Raw genomic sequence first — 18,213 nt, 5'->3', positions numbered from 1 at the left:
ACCCGCGATCGGGAACCGAACGCCCTCGCGATTCGTCCAATAGGTCAGAAGGACGAATGAGAGTGGGGGGCGATGACGCAGATTCACGCCGAACGATCCGGTCGACGCACGCCCTGGATCGTCGGAATCTCCGGAATGTTGGCCGCGGCGACCGTGGTAGTCGTCGGACTTGTGTGGTGGCAGCACGATTGGGGAGATCAGTTCCCCGCGCTCGACAGCGAACGTCTCGACGAGCAGCAGGTCGTGCTCGTCGACGTGTTGCGCCGCGAGTACGAGCAGCCCGGCGACGGCCCGAAGTACGCCGAGGGCGTCAAGGAGGCGTGGTGCGCCGACTTCGTCAGCTGGACGATGCGCGAGGCGGGCAGGCCGCTGGCCAACCCGAACTCCGGTTCCTGGCGGATCCCCGGCGTGTACACGCTGCAGGAGTACTACCAGCAGGTCGGCCGATTCACCCGCGCCGACGTCGGCTATCGCCCGCGCACCGGTGACGTGGTCCTCTACGGGCCCGGCAGTCCGCTCGGCCAGCACACCAACATCGTGCTGAAGGCCGAGGGCGACACGATCACCACCATCGGCGGCAACGAAATGGGCGGGGTTCGGGTCCGAACCATCACACCCGCCGAAACCGCCGATCTGGTCGGTTACGGGCGATTCTGAAATCGATTGGCGCTCAAGACAACTGCGATGATCCTGGACGGCGGTACCACGCCGATACCCGTACCATGGAACTCGCGGCGCCCGGCAGCGCCGTCGCCGGCTCCTCCGTCCTGCTTCCCCCTCATCGGCAGGACGGGGGAGTTGTGCCACCAACAGCGGGTTCGCTGACGTCACGTACCGTGTTCGATGTGCGTGTGAAGGTGGACGAGCAGCCACGTCGTGAGCCGATGAGGATCGAGTACGCCGATTTCGGCGAACGATTCGTCACCTACGCGGTGACCGAGGAGCGCATCACCGCCGCGGTATCGGGGATGACCGGGCGTGGCGTGAAGATCGGTCCGTTCTCCCTCGGCCCCGCCGGGCTGGCCGGTTTCGTCGCCGAGGGCACCCTGGGAACCCCTGTTGTCACCCGTACTCCCGGTGACGCGCTGAGCTTCGGCGTGAAGGTCCCGCTGACCCTGGCCGTGAAACTGGTCCTCGGTGGACGCAAACTGCGCTTGGCCGCCGTGGTCGAGATCGGGCTGACGCTGCACGCCCGCACCGCCGCCCCGCTGCTGGTCGTGATCGATGTCGCCCCCGTGACGGCCAAGGACGTCAGCTTCACGTTGCGCGCCGAGGCCATCGACGGTGCGTGGGAGATGCTGCTCGACCCGATCGCGGGCCTGGTGCAGCGCGAGGTCGCCAGTCGGGTCAACGCCATCGTCGGCGATCCGAAGGTGCGCTCGGAGCGGGTCTTCGATATCGAGGCGATTCTGGACGGCTACCGCTCACCGCATCGCAACGACACCGTCTTCGAATGGATCGACTACCGCGAATTCGGTCTGCGCTTCTTCACCACCATCGTCACCAGGGACCGCGTGCACGGCGTGGTCGCGCAGTTGGCGGGCAACGAGATCGAGGTGGGACCACTGGCCGAGGGCCCACGCGGCGCGGCCACGGTGACCGTGCGCGGTGCGATCGAGCAGCCGCGCGTGATCGATCGTGGCCTCGGCGAGCCGGGCGAGCTGCGGATCTTCGATATGACGCTGCCGGTCGGGCTCGACATCACCGTCGACGTCCTCAAAGCCAATCACTACCGCGCCGACCTCGAGATTCCGCTGGTCCTCACGGCCAGGGCCGCCGAGCCGTTGCAGATCGTGATCGAGGTGCCGCCGCCCGCGCTCGAGGACATCTCGATGGAGTTCACCGCGAAGGGCCTGCGCGCGGCGACCCTGGCCCGGCTGGCCGGGATCAAGAAGCAGGTCGTCGCGCAGGTCGTCGCGGTGGTGAGCACCGAACTGGCCGATCCGACCGGCCGCACCATCGATGTGGGCGCGGCGATCGACGGCGCGACCTGAGTCGTGTGACTCGTGGGGCGAATGTTGCCGTTGGTTCTGGTGGTTCCCCTGGGGTTGTGGTGCAATGAATCGCACGTTCCAGACTCCCGGCGCGCGATTTTCGGGGAAGGCGCGCCGGGTTCGCTTGCCGGTTGAAGGTCGGGTTTGCGCGAAGGAGTCCTGCGATGCGTTCTGTTCCGGTGAATCGGCGGAAGTTCTTCGGCTTGGCCGCCGCCGCGGCCACGATCGGCGCAGGCCTCGCCGCCGCCCCTGCCCGCGCCCAATCCTTCGGCACCATGGTCGACTACGCCGCGGGGGTTCCCTCCGCCGCGTCGATCGCCGCCGAAGGCCATATCGGCGTCATCCGCTATGTCTCCGAGCGAAGGCCGGGCGCGGAGTGGATGGAAGGTAAGCCGCTGCTCGCCGCCGAGGTCGAGGACCTGTGGGCCAACGGCCTGTCGATCGTGTCGAACTATCAGTTCGGTAAGGGCCCGACGGCCGACTGGCGCGGCGGCCTCGAAGCGGGCAAGGAACACGCCGAGCGCGGCTGGGCCATCCACGTCGCCGCGGGCGGACCCGACACCGCGCCGATCTACGCCTCCATCGACGACAACCCGTCGCAAGAAGAGTTCGACGAGATGATCGCGCCCTATATCGAGGGTTGGCAGTCGGTGCTCGGACCCGAACTCGTCGGCATCTACGCCAACGCGCCGACCATCGACCGCGCACTCGACGCGGGCCTCGGTTCCTGGTTCTGGCAACACAACTGGGGCACCGAGCGAGGTTTCGTGCACGATTCCGCGCACCTGCACCAATTCGAGATCGACAAGCGCTCGATCGACGGCGTCGGCGTCGATCTGAACCGGGTGCTGGCCGAGGACTACGGCCAGTGGTGAATCAGGTCTGGCAGTGGCACGTCGATCCGTGACGCAAGTCGGGCTCGTCGTCGGGCATCACGCACAGCGGTGTCGTGGTGTCGGGTGCGGAATGGTTCCCGAGCCAGGACAGCAGCGACCAGCGTGACAGCCCCGACAGCGCCGAACCCAAGCTGACGAACGAGCCCGACGAGATCGCCGACCCGAACGACCCGATCGAGCCGATGGACAGCACCGACCCGACGCTGCCGATGGACAGCACCGAATAGGCCGATCCGATCGACAGGATCGACCCCTCGGATCGGTAGGAGAGAATCGAGCGGCTGCTGCGAGTCGACCGAATGTTGCGAGATCCATGCGTGGTCGCCATCGTCTCGGTCTACCACATCGCGATGCCCGCGGGAACAGCCGAAAACAACTGAGCCCGATTCGCTCGCGAGGAACGAACCGGGCTCAGTGGATGCACTACCTAGACGGTGAAGAAGCCGAGGGTCGGCATGAACGTGCAGGTGCGCGGTGCGGCGCCCTCGGCGGCGGTGGTGAGCGAACCCGAGATCACCGCGACGACGCGGCCGTGGCCGGTGTTCGCGATGGCCGACAGGGTGGCCGGACCGCCGGGGTTGATCTTGGCCTCGTCGGTCAGCGTCTGGATCGCGGACTGACGGGTGTCGAGGTTGAGCCACTGCACCGTCATCGGCGGGTTCTGCTCACCGGTCGGCGCCTTGGTGCCGAGCGCGGTGAACACGAAACCGGCCTGCCCGGCGGCGGGGCCGGGCGGGGGCAGCTGCGCCGGACCGGCGACCGCGAGCGCGGTGCCGACCGAATCGGCGCCGTCGCCGATGCAGCCCTTGCCGATCGTCGGGTACAGGAACTGCGCGATGGCCGGGCCGTCCTGCGGGAGTTCGGGACCGCCGCCGCCGCTGCCGTCGAGGAAGGTGATGATCCGCTCGAGGGTGGCCTTGATGGCGGGCGGCAGGTTCAGCGTTGCCAGCAGTGCGCGCGCCTGATCGAGCAGGGCGGTCTGTGGGCTGGCGACGTCGGCCGGGCCCGCTACCAGGCCGGCCACGGCGGGGGCGAAGGCGGCTAGCGCGTCGACCGGAACGCCTTCTGGCACCATCGGGACGCTGATCGGCGCCGCCTGTGGGGCGGGCGCGGGCGCGGCGATGGTCGATGCGGGCGCGGCCAGCATGGCACCGGCAGCGATGGCGAGAGCGGTCGTTGCGATCCGCGATCCTCGGCTACGAAGCACTTGTCTAGCCGTCCTTACCTCGGTTTGCGATGGGCGAGGGTTGTCGACCCCAACATGTCGGGGGTCACTCTAAGGACAACGCTGCCGTGTTGTACAGCCGCCGGGCCCTGAGCGGATCACCGGCCGAAACCATGCTCATCGACGCTAGCCCTGACTGGCGTTACACCTGGGGATGTTGATGCAAATGTTACCGATGGTGTCGTCGCAGCCGGTGCGCGCGGGGGTCGATCGACGCCCGGTTAAAGTAGCGGAGCACCGTGAAACGGCGCCCGGCGCCACCCATCCGACCGAAAGCCTGGCTTTGAACAGACACCTCCGATGGGCTCTCGCGCTGCTCGGACTGTCCGTGCTCGCCCGGTTGGCCTGGATGCTCTTCGCCCCGAACGGGCTCAATGTTGTCGATCTGCACGTCTACGTGGACGGGTCGGCGTCACTGCTCACCGATCGGCTCTACGACTTCACCTACTCGGAGGTGACGCCGGACTTCCCGCTGCCGTTCACCTATCCGCCGTTCGCCGCGCTGGTGTTCTTCCCGCTGCACTATCTGCCGTTCACCCTCGTGGCGGTCGGCTGGATGCTGGCCACGGTCGCCGCGCTCTACGGGGTGATCCGGATCAGCTTCGAGCTGCTCCTCGGCGCGGAGAAGGCGAAGCAGACGCCGTGGATCACCGCGGCCGTCGGCTGGACGGCGCTCGGCGTGTGGCTCGAGCCGGTGCGAACCACGATCGACTACGGCCAGGTGAATGTGTTCCTGGTGCTCGGCGCGATGCTGGCCGTGCGCAGTGCGCGCTGGTGGATCTCGGGCACCCTCGTCGGCGTGATCGCGGGCATCAAGCTGACCCCGGCCATCACCGGCCTGTATTTCGTGGCGCGGCGGCGCTGGGCGACAGTGCTGTGGTCGGCGGCGGCCTTCGGGCTGACCGTCGCTGTGAGCTTTCTCATCAATGCCCACGAGGCGAAACGCTATTTCGGCACCCTGCTCGGCGACGCCGACCGGATCGGCCCGGTGGGCTCGGTGTGGAACCAGTCGCTGCGCGGTGCGCTGAGCCGCATCCTCGGCTACGACGTGCAGTCCGGGCCGTGGTGGCTCGCCGCCGTCGTGGTCACGACGGTGCTGGCGTTCTGCGCGTGGCGCACCCTCGGCCCCGACGACCGGCTCGGCACCCTGGTGCTGGTGCAGCTGTTCGGGCTGATGATCTCGCCGATCTCCTGGTCACACCACTGGGTGTGGCTGATCCCGACGGTGCTGTGGCTGCTCTACGGGCCGCTGCGGGCCGAGCGCGTCGCGCGGATCATCGCCGGGTTCTGGGTGCTGACGATGCTGGTCGGCGTGCCGTGGGTGCTCTCGTTCGCGCAGCCGACGATCTGGACCATCCCGCGCCCGTGGCCGTTGGCCTGGCTCGGCGCGGTGGATGCGATCGGCGTGTTCGTGCTGCTCGGCTGGCTGATCTGGCGTGGCCGCGACAGCCTGCGCGCGCAACTCCCCGGCCGTCGCACGGCCGAGGTGCCCGCGAGCTGACGCTTGTCAGTCGACGAGGTCGTCGATGGTGTGCGCCATCGCCGTATCGAGCGCGGTGAGCCCACCGGCCGAATGCGTACTCAGCGTGAAACGCAGTGTGCGCCAACGGATATCGATATCCGGATGATGATCGGCCGCTTCGGCCGCGGTGGCGACCTTGCGGACCGTCTCGATACCGGCGAGGAAACTGGGTGCCTGCACCGTGCGGGTGATCGCGTCACCCTCGCGTGACCACTCCGGAAGAGTGGCCAGCGCGATCGTGAGTTCGGGGGCGGAGAGCAACGGGGTACTCATACCTCGGTTGTACCCCTCTGCCTACTTGGCGCGCGCCAACTTCAAGGCCTTTTTGAGATCTTTACCGCTTGTTCCGGCGGCCTCGGCCTTCTTCATTCGCATGATGACGACGGGGCATTTGAAGCAGCGCGTCTTCTTCCTGCAGCACTTTTTCTTCGGCTTCAGGCTCGAGACCTTCTTCGCCTTCACCTTGCCCATGGGAGTTAGCGTAGCCTAAGTACAAAGCCTGACACGAGACTGTCACCGGGGTACCGGTAGGCTGTAACAGGCCGCGATGCCAGATGAATGCGCGCCAAATACCCCAACAGCAGGAGGATCCAGGCGTGTCGTCTTCACGCGATTTTCGCAACGTCGCCATCGTGGCCCACGTCGACCACGGCAAGACGACGCTGGTTGACGCCATGCTTCGTCAGTCGGGCGCGTTCGCTGAGCGAGCCGAACTGGTCGACCGCGTCATGGACTCCGGTGATCTCGAGCGCGAGAAGGGCATCACCATTCTCGCGAAGAACACCGCCGTCCATCGCCATAACCCCGACGGTTCTCTCACCGTCATCAACGTGATCGACACCCCCGGCCACGCCGACTTCGGTGGCGAGGTCGAACGCGGCCTGTCCATGGTCGACGGTGTCGTGCTGCTCGTCGACGCGTCCGAGGGCCCGCTGCCCCAGACCCGTTTCGTACTGCGCAAGGCCCTCGCGGCCAAGCTGCCGGTCATCCTGGTCGTGAACAAGACCGACCGTCCCGACGCCCGCATCGCCGAGGTCGTCTCCGAGTCGCACGACTTGCTGCTCGACCTGGCCTCCGACCTCGACGACGAGGCCGCCGAAGCCGCCGAGCTGGCGCTCGACCTGCCGGTCCTCTACGCCTCGGGCCGTGAGGGCAAGGCCTCGAAGGTGGAGCCGGAAAACGGTTCCGCTCCCGACGCCGAGAACCTCGACGCCCTGTTCGAGGTGCTGATGGACTACATCCCGGCACCGAAGAGCAACAAGGACGCGCCGCTGCAGGCCCACGTCACCAACCTCGACGCGTCGGCGTTCCTCGGTCGTCTGGCCCTGGTCCGCATCTACGCGGGCGAGCTGCGCAAGGGTCAGAACGTCACCTGGATCAACGCCGACGGCGCCAAGACGGTCAAGATCACCGAACTGCTGCAGACGATCGGTGTGGAGCGTCAGCCCGGCGAGGTCGCCGAGGCGGGCGACATCGTCGCCATCGCCGGTATCCCCGACATCATGATCGGCGACACCCTCGCCGATCCGGAGAACCCGATCGCGCTGCCGCGCATCACCGTCGACGAGCCCGCCATCTCGGTGGTCATCGGCACCAACACCTCGCCGCTGGTCGGCCGGGTGCAGGGCCACAAGCTCACCGCCCGCATGCTCAAGTCGCGCCTGGATGCCGAGCTCATCGGCAACGTGTCGCTGCGCGTGCTCGACATCGGCCGTCCCGACGCCTGGGAGGTGCAGGGTCGTGGTGAGCTGGCGCTGGCCATCCTGGTCGAGCAGATGCGTCGTGAGGGCTTCGAACTGACCGTCGGCAAGCCGCAGGTGGTCACCAGGCAGGTCGACGGCAAGACCCACGAGCCGTTCGAAGAGCTGACCATCGACTGCCCCGACGAGTACCTCGGCGCGATCACTCAGCTGCTGGCCGCTCGCAAGGGCAAGATGGTGCAGATGAGCAACCACGCCGCCGGCTGGGTGCGCATGGAGTTCATCGTCCCCTCGCGTGGCCTGATCGGCTTCCGCACCGTGTTCCTCACCGAAACCCGCGGCACCGGCATCGCCAACGCCGTCGCCCACGGTTACGCGCCGTGGGCCGGTGAGATCCGCGCCCGCCACACCGGTTCGCTGGTCTCCGACCGCGCGGGCACCGTCACCCCGTTCGCGATGATCCAGCTGGCCGACCGTGGTCAGTTCTTCGTCGAGCCGGGCGCCGACACCTACGAGGGCATGGTCGTGGGTATCAACCCGCGCGCCGAGGATCTCGATATCAACGTGACCCGCGAGAAGAAGCTGACCAACATGCGCAGCGCCAACGCGGACACCTTCGAGACCATGGCCAAGCCGTTGCAGCTCGATCTCGAGCTGGCGATGGAGTTCTGCACCGAAGACGAGTGCGTGGAGGTCACCCCCGAGGTGGTTCGCGTGCGCAAGCTCGTCCTCGGCGCCAACGAGCGGGCCCGCGACCTGTCGCGTCGCAAGGCTCGCGACAAGGCCGCCGCGAACTAGGCAGCAGTAGTTTCGAACGGCGTCGGCCGGGTACCGGAAACGGACCCGGCCGACGCCTTTTCGTAGGCCTGTACTGGCCGAACGGCAGCCGATCGAGGGGTTGGGTAGAGTGCGCAAGGTGAGTTCGGGGCGGCACGCAGGGTGGCGTGCGATGGTGCTGGCGATGATCGCCTCGACGGCGGTCGTGGCCGGTTGCACGGCGAATCCACCACCGCCGATCGAGTCGTCCGACTCTCCCAAGACCACCCAGGTCAAGCCGGGTAAGAACACCGTGGTCGTCGCGATCGATGACATCGGGATCGGGTTCAATCCGCATCTGCGCTCGGATCAGTCGCCGGTGACCAGCGCGGTGAGTTCGATGGTGCTGCCGAGCCCGTTCCGTGCCGCGCCGAGTCCCGTGCGTCCGGGTCTGGTCGAGTGGGTGCCCGATACCTCGCTGATCGTGTCGGCCGATGTGACAGCGCAGGAGCCGTTCACCATCACCTACACCCTGCGCAACCAGGCCAATTGGTCCGACGGTGCGCCGATCGCGGCCGAGGACTTCCGATTCCTCTGGCAGCAGATGATCAGCCAGCCCGGCGTGGTCGATCCGGCCGGTTACCGGCTCATCTCGGATGTGGCGTCCTCGGGTGGCGGCAAAACGGTCACGGTGACCATGGCGCAGCCGTATCCCGCCTGGCGTGAACTGTTCTCGAACCTGCTGCCCTCGCACCTGGTGAAGGACTCCCCGGGTGGGTTCACCAGCGGCCTGGTCGACAAGATTCCGGTCTCGGGCGGCAATTTCACCATCAAATCGGTCGATCGCGGGCGCGACGAGATCCTGCTCGAACGCAACGACCGTTTCTGGGGCACCCCGGCTTCGCCGGATCAGATCCAGTTCCGTCGTGGCGGCACGCCCTCGCAGCTGGCCGAATCGCTGCGCACCGGAGACGCGCAGATGGCGCTCGTGCACGGCGGGGTGGCGACCCAGGCGCAACTGGCCGCGATCCCATCGGTGCGCACCACGATCATGCCGCAGGCCCGTGAAATGCAACTCGCGCTCAACGGCCGCGCCGGCGACCTCGCCGATGTCCGGGTCCGCAAGGCGGTGCTCGCGCTGCTCGACCCCGCCCTGTTGGCGACCGTCGGCGCGCAGACCGGCGGCTGGGTGGAACCCGCACGCGCACAAGTACTTTCGCCGTCGAGCCCCGGCTACGTGCCCACCGCGCCGCCGCGGATGACCGCCGAGGAAGCGTTCGCGCTGCTGGCCGAGGCCGGTTACGGCCGTGCGCCGGAGACGCCGCAGACCGGTTCGCCCACCTCACCCGCGCCGCGCCCGCGCTCGGTGGCGCGCAACGGCAAGGGGCTGTCGGTGCGGATCGGCGCGGTCACCGAGGACGCGTCGGCGCTGGCCGTCGCCAATACCGCCGCCGACCAATTGCGCAGTGCCGGAATCGATGCCACCGTGCGCGGCCTGCCCGCCGACGAGCTGTACGGCAAGGACCTCACCGAATCCTCGATCGACGCCATCGTCGGCTGGGAGCTGGCAGGCGGCGACCCGGCCACCGCGCTGGCCTCGCGCTACGGCTGCCCGCCGGTCGCACCGGCAGGCGCCGAAGGTCCCGCGCTGGCCGCGGCGGAGGCTTACCGCCAGGCGCCGAGCAATATCGGCGGGGTGTGCGACCCGACCCTGCAGCCCTCGATCGACGAAGCCCTGCGCGGGTTCGATGTGCCGCGCATCCTGGCCGAATCCGAGCCTCGGCTCTGGGAACTGGCGACCGTGTTGCCGATCGTGCAGGACAACGTGGTCGCGGCGGCCGGTCCGCGCGTCGACGGTGTGTCGCTGTCGGGCGCGATCCAGGTCGGCATCTTCGGTGATACGGCACAGTGGCGGAGGATCCCATGACCGATACCGGCGGACTGTTGCTGGTCCACGCCCATCCTGATGACGAAACCCTCACTACGGGTGGCACGATCGCGCACTACCGCAGGCGGGGCGTCCCGGTGACCGTGGTGACCTGCACGCTCGGCGAGGAGGGTGAGGTCATCGGCGACCGGTGGTCTCGCTTGATCGCCACCGAAGCCGACCAGCTCGGCGGTTACCGCATCGGCGAGCTCACCGCCGCGCTGTCGGCTCTCGGCGTGACCGAGCCGCGGTTCCTCGGCGGCCCCGGTCGCTGGCGCGATTCCGGCATGGCGGGTACGCCGTCGGCGGAGAACCCGCGGGCCTTCGTGCATTCCGGTGACGCCGCTGTCGACGAACTCGTCGCGGTGATCCTCGAACTGCGGCCACGGGTTGTGGTCACCTACGATCCGCGCGGCGGCTACGGCCATCCCGATCACATCCGCGCGCACGAGATCACCACCGCGGCCGTCGCGGCGGCCGCCGAGCAGGGCTGGGATGTCCCCAAGTTCTACTGGACCGTCACCGACGCCGACCTGCTGCGCCAGCACACCGCCGCGCTGGCCCGCCGCACCGTCGACGAACTGCCGGGCGCGCTGCCCGCGGGCTGGCGTCTGCCGGTCGAGGCCGAGCTGGCCGCCATGTCGACGAGCGGGGTGAGCACCGTCGTCGACGTCTCCGATGTGGTCTCGGCCAAGCGCGCCGCCATGCGCGCACACGCCACCCAGGTCACCGTCGCGCCGAGTGGCCGAGAATTCGCTCTGTCGAACAACATCGCGCTGCCGGTACTGCCCGAAGAGCACTTCACACTGGTCCGCGGCACTCGCGGCGAGGTGGGCGCCGATGGATTCGAACACGACCTGTTCGCCGGTCTCGATTGAGCGGCTGGCCACACGATCGCCATCGCCGGTCGCGGTTGTCTGCTGACCGATCGGCGATTCTCCAGGGCGCGCGCGACACGGCGGGCCGGTGCGGCCGAATAGACTCGGGCCCATGGTGACCGATCGCGATCAGCCCACCGCCGTGCTGCGGTCCTCGCGCCTTACCGGCGTGGCGGATCCGTTGATCGCGGGACTCATCGTCGTGCTGCTGTTCCTCGACGCGCTGATCACCCTGGCCGTCGAAGTGCTGTTCCTGCCCACCTATATCGGCTCGTTCGCCTTTCCGGCGGTGGCGCTGCTCGCCGCACCGATCAATATCGCCCTGGTCTACGGCATGGAATCGGTGACCGACCGGGTCGGCTTCACCTTCGCCCCGATCGTGGTGTGGGTCTTCGGGTTCCTGGTCTGCGCCTCGCGCGGCCCCGGCGGCGACATCATGCTCGGCAGCGACTGGCGCACCCTGCTGTTGTTCGCCTGCGGCGTGCTCGCCCCCGCGGCCTACCTGTACTACCGCTCGAACGTCATTCGGTAGATTTCGGCCGCTGCCACGGCCATTGCCCGGTGAGTTCGAGTTCGAGCGAGTAGCTGAGGAACGTCCGCACCAGCACGATCAACGCGAGCACGCCGACGCTGGTGAAAGTCGGTGAGATGGCGACCGTGCGGATGATGTCGGCGGCCACCAGGAATTCCAGTCCGAGCAGGATCGCCCGGCCGAGCCCGCGCCGATAGGTGTTGTAGGCGCGCTCGAACTCCTTGTGCTCTGCCAACTGCCGCAGGAACCGGACCGTGCCGATGAACCCGCCGATGACGATGGCCGCGACCCCGGCCCCGTCGAGCACCTGGCCCGCGGTCTCGATAACCTCGGTGAACTGCACGAATCACCCCTAGCGTCAGCGGCACGGCGATCGAATCGAACGCTACGCCGTGTGGGCGTCGCCTGCGTTGCTATCGGGCGTGGCGGGTCTGCGCGCCGTCCAGGATCAGGTCGATGGCCTGGGTGAACCGGCTGAGCACCCCGTTGGCGGCCTCCTCGACGACCTGCGGGCGCTGCTCGACATAGCGCCGGTGCAGGCGCGGATACTGCTGCGACGCGGCCTCGCTCGCCACCATCACCCGGTCCACCCACTGCTGGGTCGACAGGCCGCTGCGCGCGATCGTCATCATCATCGCGGCCTCGTTGCCGCACGAGCCGACCACGAACTGGAAGATCGCGTCGATCGCGATATCGACCACCTCGTCGTCGAAGCCCCCGGCTTCCACGATGGCGACCATCGAGTCGGTCAGCCGCATCATGTTGGGCCCGAGATAGGTCAGCGCCGCGCTGCTCAACACCACGGTGATCCACGGATGGGCCAGGATCGTCGCGCGCAGGCCGTCGGCCTGCGCGTGCATCACCGCCCGCCAGCGCTCGGGATCGGGCGTCGGTGTCGGCACCTCGCCGATGACCTGGTCGACGACGAGTTCGAGCAGCTCGTCCTTGTTCGCCACGTGGGTGTACAGCGAGGTCGCACCCGCGCCGAGGCGGGCGCCGAGCTTGCGCATGCTCAACGCGTCGAAGCCTTCGGCGTCGAGCAGGGCGATGGCCTCGGCGACGATCTGGTCACGGGTCAGTGTGGGTTGGTCGCGCCGTTCGCGCGCGGGCTTGGTCCACACCGAGGTGATCTCCGTCGAGCCGGTGCTCGCCATCCGCTGCCTCCTCGCGTTCTCCGACTTCGCCGATCGGCACAGCATAGCCCCGGTTGAACACTGTTCGGCGTGACCGCACAATGTGCGGAGAGCGCGGAAACGCTCGTCGCCGGGCTTGCTGGATCGTGTCGTCGAGCGCGGAGCCGATACCCGCGTGCTCGCCGGCCGCCGCGGTGTCGATGCCTGACGCGAAAACGCCTGTGGGCGAATCCGAATTGGCGAAGGAGCCGGTGAACGCCTAGGCTGTCGACGCGGAATGGCCGGGAGTCCAAGGGCGCCCGGCCATTTCAGCGTTCACCGAGTCGGCCCGGGGTCACTGCCTCGATCAGGTCGGCGGCCTGATCGATCGGGATGTCGACCACCGAGTAGGACTTCTTGCCCGCCGCGGTGGCCGCGACGACAGTGGCGAGTCCCGCGCGGCGCTGCCAGAAGGTCTGCCGCACAGTCCATCCGATGATACCGGGAGCTTCGAGACAGTCCCGATTGCGATCGAGGCTGCCGCTGCGGGTGATCAGCCAGGTCGGGCCCGTGGTGCCGGGGAGCACGCGGTGGCCCAAGCCGCGGTAGCGGTCCTCGGCGAGCAGGGCCATGACGACGGCGAGCAGCACCGGGAAGGGCCAGGTCCACACCGGTGGATGCCCACCCGCGAGCGTGATGGCGAGCAGGACGACGGCAACGACGCCGACGGGCCACGCGGCGCGGGTGTAGCGGCGACGATGTGCGGCGGGTCCATGGCGTCGTAGCTCGACGGTGCCGAGGGCGGAACCGGTGATCTGTTGCGGTGCGGGCGAATCCGTGAGTACGGCTGTCGAGGCGACTTTGTCGAGGGAGGTCGCGACCGGGCGTTCGCTGTCGTCGCGGGGTGCCCAGGCCGAGTCCGGTTCCTGGGCGGTCGACGCCTCGGCGTCCGGGCGTCGGCGGGTGCAGAGTAGTTCGTCGAGGGTGCGTTCGACGGCGGCGCGTGGGGCCTGGGGAAGGATCTTCTGCCGGGGGTTCTCACCGGTCATGATCATTTCGAGCTGAGCGGCGTTGGCCGCGCGCAGCAGGAGCGGTTCGTTGAGCGTGGCGCCGCGGAAGCGAGCCAGGTCCAGGGTGATCTGGCGGGTGGTGAACAGGCCGTGGCGCAGGTGCAGGGTGGCGCCGTTGTCGAGCACGCGCAGGCCGAACCAGGTGGCGAGGTAGTGGGCGCACCCGGCCAGGCTCACCAGCAGCACCGTCAGCAGGGTCAACCCGGTGATGACGATGACGACGATCATCGCGGTGTCGTCGTCGAGATGTTGCACGACAGCGCTTTTCGACAGCACGTCGATGAGTCCGTACTGCGCGCCGATTCCCGCGATCGGCGCGACGACGGCCAGCCCGGTCAGCGACAACGGTGCGTACCGCACCCACGCCGCCTGCCAGTGCCCGATCTCCACTCCGGAGTCGGTGAGGGCATCGTGGTGCGAAACATGCGGCGCCCCGGCGCTCTCGCTGTGCCCGGGTGTCAGTCGACCGGTGTGTGCGAGTAATTCGGCCCGCAACGCCGGGATCTGACTGGTGTCGAGCGCGTCGAGCTTGAATTCCTCGCCCTTGTCGGTCTGCTTGCCGGTTCCGATGGCCAGTACCGCCAGCCCGAGCACCCGGTGCAGCAGATCGGCTTCCACATCCACCGATCGAATGCGCGAGCGAGGCACCGACAGCGTGCGGCGCTGCACGATTCCGCTGCGCAACTGCACGTGATCGGCATCGATCCGATACGAGGTGGTGAACCACCGCGCGATGCCGAACGCCGCGACGAGCGTGACCGGAATCAAACTCCACAGCGGATTGCCGCTGGTGGTGCCGACGATGATCGAACCGAGCAGCACCGGAATGTATTTCATGACCTCGTTGACCGGATACACCAGCAGCATGCGCGGATCCAGGCGCTGCCAGTCGGTCTCGGTGCGCGCGGGTGCGGTCACGTCGCGTCTCCGCGGTGCTGCGCGGCGATGGCGGTCAGCCGCAGCACCGTCTCCTCGGCGACCGGCAGGTCCAGCGCGCTGATCTTCACCGCGCCCGCCGACGACGCGGTGGTGACGGTGACAGTCGCCAGCCCGAGGATCCGTTCCAGCGGCCCACGCTCGGTATCGACGGTCTGTACCCGCGAGATCGGCGCGACCCGCGATTCCTGATCCAGCCACCCCACCCGCGTGTACACGGCGTCATCGGTGACCTCCCAGCGATGCACCGCGTATCGCCACACCGGAATCACCACAACGGCCAGCACCGCGAGCGCCACGATCGCCAGCCCGGCCAGCACCTGCCAGCCACGATGGTCCTCGTCCAACACCGCCCACACCACGAGTACCACGAACAGCACCACCACCCCGATCGCGTTCTCCAACGCCCACAGCAGCTTGGCCTTGGAACTCGGACGCCAGGCCGGTTCGGCCAGGATGGTGGAGCGTGGCAGCGACATGCTGCCCATGGTTCCATGCGCGTGCGACGAGTTCACTCCGTCGGGAATACGCGCGGTCACGGGGGAGGTTGTCGTCGGACAAGGACGACCACGCCGCGCCCGCCACGGGCCCGTGACCTCACCGACCACACGTCCGGGGAAGAAGTAGCGCATGATCGACGGGGTGACCGACCTTCCGAAGCCGAGCGTTCCGATGTCGCCGCCGAGTCCCACCGCTATGCGACGGGCCCTGCGCCGAGCCCGCGACGGCGTCACGTTGAACGTCGACGAGGCCACCGTCCTGCTGCATGCCACCGGCGACGACCTCGTCGACCTGTGCGCGAGCGCCGCCAGGGTCCGCGATGCCGGGCTCGAATCGGCGGGTCGCCCACGCACGATCAGCTATTCGCGCAATGTGTTCATCCCCCTCACCAAGCTGTGCCGGGACAAGTGTCACTACTGCACGTTCGTCACCGTGCCCGGCAAGCTGCGTGCCGAGGGCAAGGGCATGTTCCTCGAACCCGACGAGGTCCTCGAGATCGCCCGCCAGGGCGCCGCGCTGGGGTGCAAGGAAGCGCTGTTCACCCTGGGCGACCGGCCGGAGGACCGCTGGCCGGAGGCGGCGCAGTGGCTCGACGAACGCGGCTACGACTCCACCCTCGACTACCTGCGCGCCGTCTCCATCCTCGTGCTCGAGGAGACCGGCCTGCTGCCGCACCTGAACCCCGGGGTGATGAGCTGGAACGAGATCTCCCGCCTCAAGCCGGTCGCCCAGTCCATGGGCATGATGCTCGAGACCACCGCCACCAGGCTGTTCACCGACAAGGGCGAGTGCCATTACGGCAGCCCCGACAAGGATCCCGCGGTCCGGCTGCGCTCGATCACCGACGCGGGCAGGCTCTCGGTGCCCTACACCACCGGCATCCTGGTCGGCATCGGCGAGAACCTCACCGAGCGCGCCGAGTCGATCATGGCGATTCGTCAGCGGCACAGGGAGTTCGGGCACATCCAGGAAGTGATCGTGCAGAACTTCCGGGCCAAGGACGACACCGCCATGCGCGACGTCCCCGACGCGGGCGTGGCGGAGTTCCTTGCCACCGTGGCGGTGACGAGATTGCTTCTCGGACCCGATGTTCCGGTGCAGGCACCGCCGAACCTGGTGTCGCACAGCGATTGCCTGGCCTTGATCGACGCGGGCATCGACGACTGGGGCGGGGTGTCGCCGGTGACGGTCGACCACGTGAACCCCGAAAGGCCGTGGCCGAACCTGGACACCCTGCGCGAGATCACCGAGGCGGCCGGGTTCACCCTCGTCGAACGCACCTCCGCGCACCCGAAATACGTGCGCGCGGGACACCCGTGGATCGACCCGAGGATCGGCGCGCATGTCGACGCGCTCACCGACCCCGCCACCGGGCTGGCCAGGCCCGATGTGCTGCCGGTCGGCCTGCCGTGGCAGGAGCCGGACGAGTCGTGGGATTCGGTCGGCCGTGTCGACCTGAACACCGCCATCGACACCGAGGGCCGCAATACCGACAGTCGCAGCGATTCCGGGCTCGGCCAGGAAGTCGTCGGCGCGTTCGGCGACTGGGAGACGATCCGCGAACACGCTCGCGACCTGGCCGTCGTGGCGCCGGAGCGCCTCGATTCCGAGGTGCTCGATGCCCTGCGCGCGGCCGAGAAGGACCCGGCGGGGCTCACCGACGACCAGTACCTCGCACTGGCGACGGCCGACGGCGCCAATATGGAAGCCGTTGCTGCACTGGCTGATTCGCTGCGCCGCGAGGTCTCCGGCGACGAGGTCACCTACGTCGTCAACCGCAATATCAACTTCACCAATATCTGCTACACCGGTTGCCGCTTCTGCGCCTTCGCCCAGCGCAAGGGCGATGCCGACGCCTTCACCCTCAGCACCGACGAGGTCGCCGATCGCGCGTGGGAAGCCCACGTCGACGGCGCCACCGAGATCTGCATGCAGGGCGGCATCGACCCCGAACTCCCCGTCACCGGCTACGCCGATCTGGTCCGCGCCATCAAGGCCCGCGTCCCGTCGATGCATGTCCACGCGTTCAGCCCGATGGAGATCGTCAACGGCGCCTCCCGTGGCGGCCAGAGCATCCACGACTGGCTGTCGGCGCTGAAGGAGGCCGGATTGGGCTCGATCCCCGGAACGGCCGCCGAAATCCTCGACGACGAGGTCCGCTGGGTGCTCACCAAGGGCAAACTCCCCACCTCCGCCTGGATCGAGGTCATCACCACCGCCCACAAACTGGGCATCCCCTCCAGCTCGACAATGATGTACGGCCATGTGGACAACCCGAAGCACTGGGTCGGCCACCTGCGGGTGCTGCGCGGCATCCAGGACGAGACGGGCGGCTTCACCGAGTTCGTCCCACTGCCGTTCGTCCACCAGAGCGCGCCGCTGTACCTCGCTGGCGCGGCCAGGCCGGGGCCGACCAACCGGGACAACCGCGCGGTCCACGCCCTGGCCAGGATCATGCTGCACGGCCGCATCCACAACATTCAGACCAGCTGGGTGAAACTGGGTACCCTCGGTACTCAGGCCATGCTCACCGGCGGCGCCAACGATCTGGGTGGCACCTTGATGGAGGAGACCATCTCCCGGATGGCCGGCTCCCAGCACGGCTCGGCGAAAACCGTCGCCGAGCTGACCGAGATCGCGGCGGGCATCGACCGTCCGGTCCGCGAACGCACCACCACCTACGGACAGGTGGAAGCCAAACCGACACCACTGCCTTTGGCTATCGGATGATTGCCAGAGTGAGTTAGGGCAGGCTGACCTGGGAGTAATGTGGGCGGTCGGGATAGGGTTTCGTGGGCGGAGTAACCCCGCAGGTGAGGACAGACTAGGAGAACGGCAGTGCCGTACATCATCGCTGAACCGTGCGTTGACGTGAAGGACAAGGCGTGCATCGAGGAATGCCCCGTGGATTGCATCTACGAGGGCGGTCGCATGCTCTACATCCAACCCGACGAGTGCGTGGACTGTGGTGCGTGTGAGCCGGTCTGCCCCGTGGAAGCGATCTTCTACGAGGACGACACTCCGGACCAGTGGAGCGGTTACATCAACGCCAACGTCGACTTCTTCAACGAACTGGGATCCCCCGGTGGCGCGACCAAGGTCGGTGTGGTCGATTTCGACCCCGCCTTCATCAAGGCGCTGCCCCCGATGGCCGAAGAGTGAGC

At 67.9% G+C, this 18,213-nt stretch carries 18 protein-coding genes; 10 read left to right on the top strand and 8 right to left on the bottom strand.

The features are described from left to right. The first annotated feature begins 72 nt into the window (after positions 1–72). From ASD42_RS10760 to ASD42_RS10750, 3 genes are all read left to right on the top strand, one after another. Positions 73–657 carry a CHAP domain-containing protein gene (locus ASD42_RS10760; protein WP_056813485.1) on the top strand — a complete coding sequence of 195 codons (585 nt, stop codon included), beginning with the start codon at positions 73–75 and terminating at the stop codon, positions 655–657. Positions 658–845: 188 nt separating this feature from the next. Continuing rightward, positions 846–1,994 carry a hypothetical protein gene (locus ASD42_RS10755; protein WP_235569369.1) on the top strand — a complete coding sequence of 383 codons (1,149 nt, stop codon included), beginning with the start codon at positions 846–848 and terminating at the stop codon, positions 1,992–1,994. Between the two features lie 164 nt (positions 1,995–2,158). Continuing rightward, positions 2,159–2,869, top strand: coding sequence for a DUF1906 domain-containing protein (locus tag ASD42_RS10750; protein WP_056813481.1), 711 nt, complete (start codon positions 2,159–2,161; stop codon positions 2,867–2,869). A 1-nt stretch (position 2,870) separates the two neighbouring features. Here ASD42_RS10750 and ASD42_RS35225 read toward each other — a convergent pair whose 3' ends face one another. Together ASD42_RS35225 and ASD42_RS10740 are read right to left on the bottom strand one after the other, a co-directional pair. After that, positions 2,871–3,218 (bottom strand): hypothetical protein, encoded by a 348-nt coding sequence (locus ASD42_RS35225; protein ID WP_056813479.1) that lies wholly within the window; start codon positions 3,216–3,218, stop codon positions 2,871–2,873. A gap of 99 nt (positions 3,219–3,317) precedes the next feature. After that, a complete protein-coding gene (locus ASD42_RS10740; protein WP_056813477.1) occupies positions 3,318–4,097 on the bottom strand; it encodes an Rv1157c family protein in 780 nt (259 codons plus the stop codon). A 193-nt stretch (positions 4,098–4,290) separates the two neighbouring features. On the opposite strand from ASD42_RS10740, the gene ASD42_RS10735 reads away from it, so the two are divergent. Next, positions 4,291–5,616 (top strand): mannosyltransferase, encoded by a 1,326-nt coding sequence (locus ASD42_RS10735; protein WP_371852112.1) that lies wholly within the window; start codon positions 4,291–4,293, stop codon positions 5,614–5,616. Positions 5,617–5,622: 6 nt separating this feature from the next. Here the strand turns inward: ASD42_RS10735 and ASD42_RS10730 are convergent, their stop codons facing one another. Together ASD42_RS10730 and ASD42_RS34890 are read right to left on the bottom strand one after the other, a co-directional pair. Then, the gene (locus ASD42_RS10730; RefSeq protein ID WP_056813475.1) at positions 5,623–5,910 is read right to left on the bottom strand and encodes a 4a-hydroxytetrahydrobiopterin dehydratase; all 288 of its coding nucleotides are present in this window, start codon (positions 5,908–5,910) and stop codon (positions 5,623–5,625) included. Positions 5,911–5,931: 21 nt separating this feature from the next. After that, a complete protein-coding gene (locus ASD42_RS34890) occupies positions 5,932–6,108 on the bottom strand; it encodes a hypothetical protein (RefSeq protein WP_165610273.1) in 177 nt (58 codons plus the stop codon). A 125-nt stretch (positions 6,109–6,233) separates the two neighbouring features. Between ASD42_RS34890 and typA the strand changes: the two genes are divergently transcribed. The 4 genes from typA (at position 6,234) to ASD42_RS10705 (ending at position 11,430) form a co-directional block, all read left to right on the top strand. Beyond that, a complete protein-coding gene (gene typA, locus ASD42_RS10720; RefSeq protein WP_235569368.1) occupies positions 6,234–8,135 on the top strand; it encodes a translational GTPase TypA in 1,902 nt (633 codons plus the stop codon). A 151-nt stretch (positions 8,136–8,286) separates the two neighbouring features. Further along, the gene (locus tag ASD42_RS10715; RefSeq protein ID WP_084787062.1) at positions 8,287–10,020 is read left to right on the top strand and encodes an ABC transporter family substrate-binding protein; all 1,734 of its coding nucleotides are present in this window, start codon (positions 8,287–8,289) and stop codon (positions 10,018–10,020) included. Then, complete coding sequence (gene mshB, locus ASD42_RS10710) at positions 10,017–10,898, top strand: N-acetyl-1-D-myo-inositol-2-amino-2-deoxy-alpha-D-glucopyranoside deacetylase (protein ID WP_056816009.1); 882 nt, start codon at positions 10,017–10,019, stop codon at positions 10,896–10,898. Before ASD42_RS10715 ends, mshB begins: the two co-directional genes overlap by 4 nt. Positions 10,899–11,010: 112 nt before the next feature. Continuing rightward, on the top strand, positions 11,011–11,430 hold the full coding sequence (locus tag ASD42_RS10705; RefSeq protein ID WP_056813465.1) for a hypothetical protein: 420 nt from the start codon (positions 11,011–11,013) through the stop codon (positions 11,428–11,430). On the opposite strand, the gene ASD42_RS10700 is transcribed toward ASD42_RS10705, so the two are convergent. From ASD42_RS10700 to ASD42_RS10685, 4 genes are all read right to left on the bottom strand, one after another. Then, the gene (locus tag ASD42_RS10700; protein ID WP_056813463.1) at positions 11,420–11,773 is read right to left on the bottom strand and encodes a DUF1622 domain-containing protein; all 354 of its coding nucleotides are present in this window, start codon (positions 11,771–11,773) and stop codon (positions 11,420–11,422) included. The genes ASD42_RS10705 and ASD42_RS10700 overlap by 11 nt on opposite strands. 70 nt (positions 11,774–11,843) lie before the next feature. Then, the gene (locus tag ASD42_RS10695; RefSeq protein ID WP_056813458.1) at positions 11,844–12,584 is read right to left on the bottom strand and encodes a TetR/AcrR family transcriptional regulator; all 741 of its coding nucleotides are present in this window, start codon (positions 12,582–12,584) and stop codon (positions 11,844–11,846) included. A 287-nt stretch (positions 12,585–12,871) separates the two neighbouring features. Continuing rightward, positions 12,872–14,479 carry a PH domain-containing protein gene (locus tag ASD42_RS10690; RefSeq protein ID WP_056816008.1) on the bottom strand — a complete coding sequence of 536 codons (1,608 nt, stop codon included), beginning with the start codon at positions 14,477–14,479 and terminating at the stop codon, positions 12,872–12,874. 47 nt (positions 14,480–14,526) lie between these two features. Further along, positions 14,527–15,027: a PH domain-containing protein gene (locus ASD42_RS10685; RefSeq protein ID WP_056816005.1), complete on the bottom strand. Its 501-nt coding sequence runs from the start codon at positions 15,025–15,027 to the stop codon at positions 14,527–14,529. A 151-nt stretch (positions 15,028–15,178) separates the two neighbouring features. Here ASD42_RS10685 and ASD42_RS10680 point away from each other — a divergent pair, with 151 nt between their 5' ends. Further along, positions 15,179–17,779 (top strand): bifunctional FO biosynthesis protein CofGH, encoded by a 2,601-nt coding sequence (locus ASD42_RS10680; protein ID WP_056813454.1) that lies wholly within the window; start codon positions 15,179–15,181, stop codon positions 17,777–17,779. Between the two features lie 108 nt (positions 17,780–17,887). Continuing rightward, positions 17,888–18,211 carry a ferredoxin gene (gene fdxA, locus ASD42_RS10675; protein ID WP_056813450.1) on the top strand — a complete coding sequence of 108 codons (324 nt, stop codon included), beginning with the start codon at positions 17,888–17,890 and terminating at the stop codon, positions 18,209–18,211. The last annotated feature ends 2 nt before the right edge of the window (positions 18,212–18,213 follow it).

It is taken from the genome of Nocardia sp. Root136, from assembly GCF_001427185.1.
Taxonomy (GTDB): domain Bacteria; phylum Actinomycetota; class Actinomycetes; order Mycobacteriales; family Mycobacteriaceae; genus Nocardia; species Nocardia salmonicida.
This window is presented reverse-complemented; position numbering and strand designations above follow the sequence as displayed.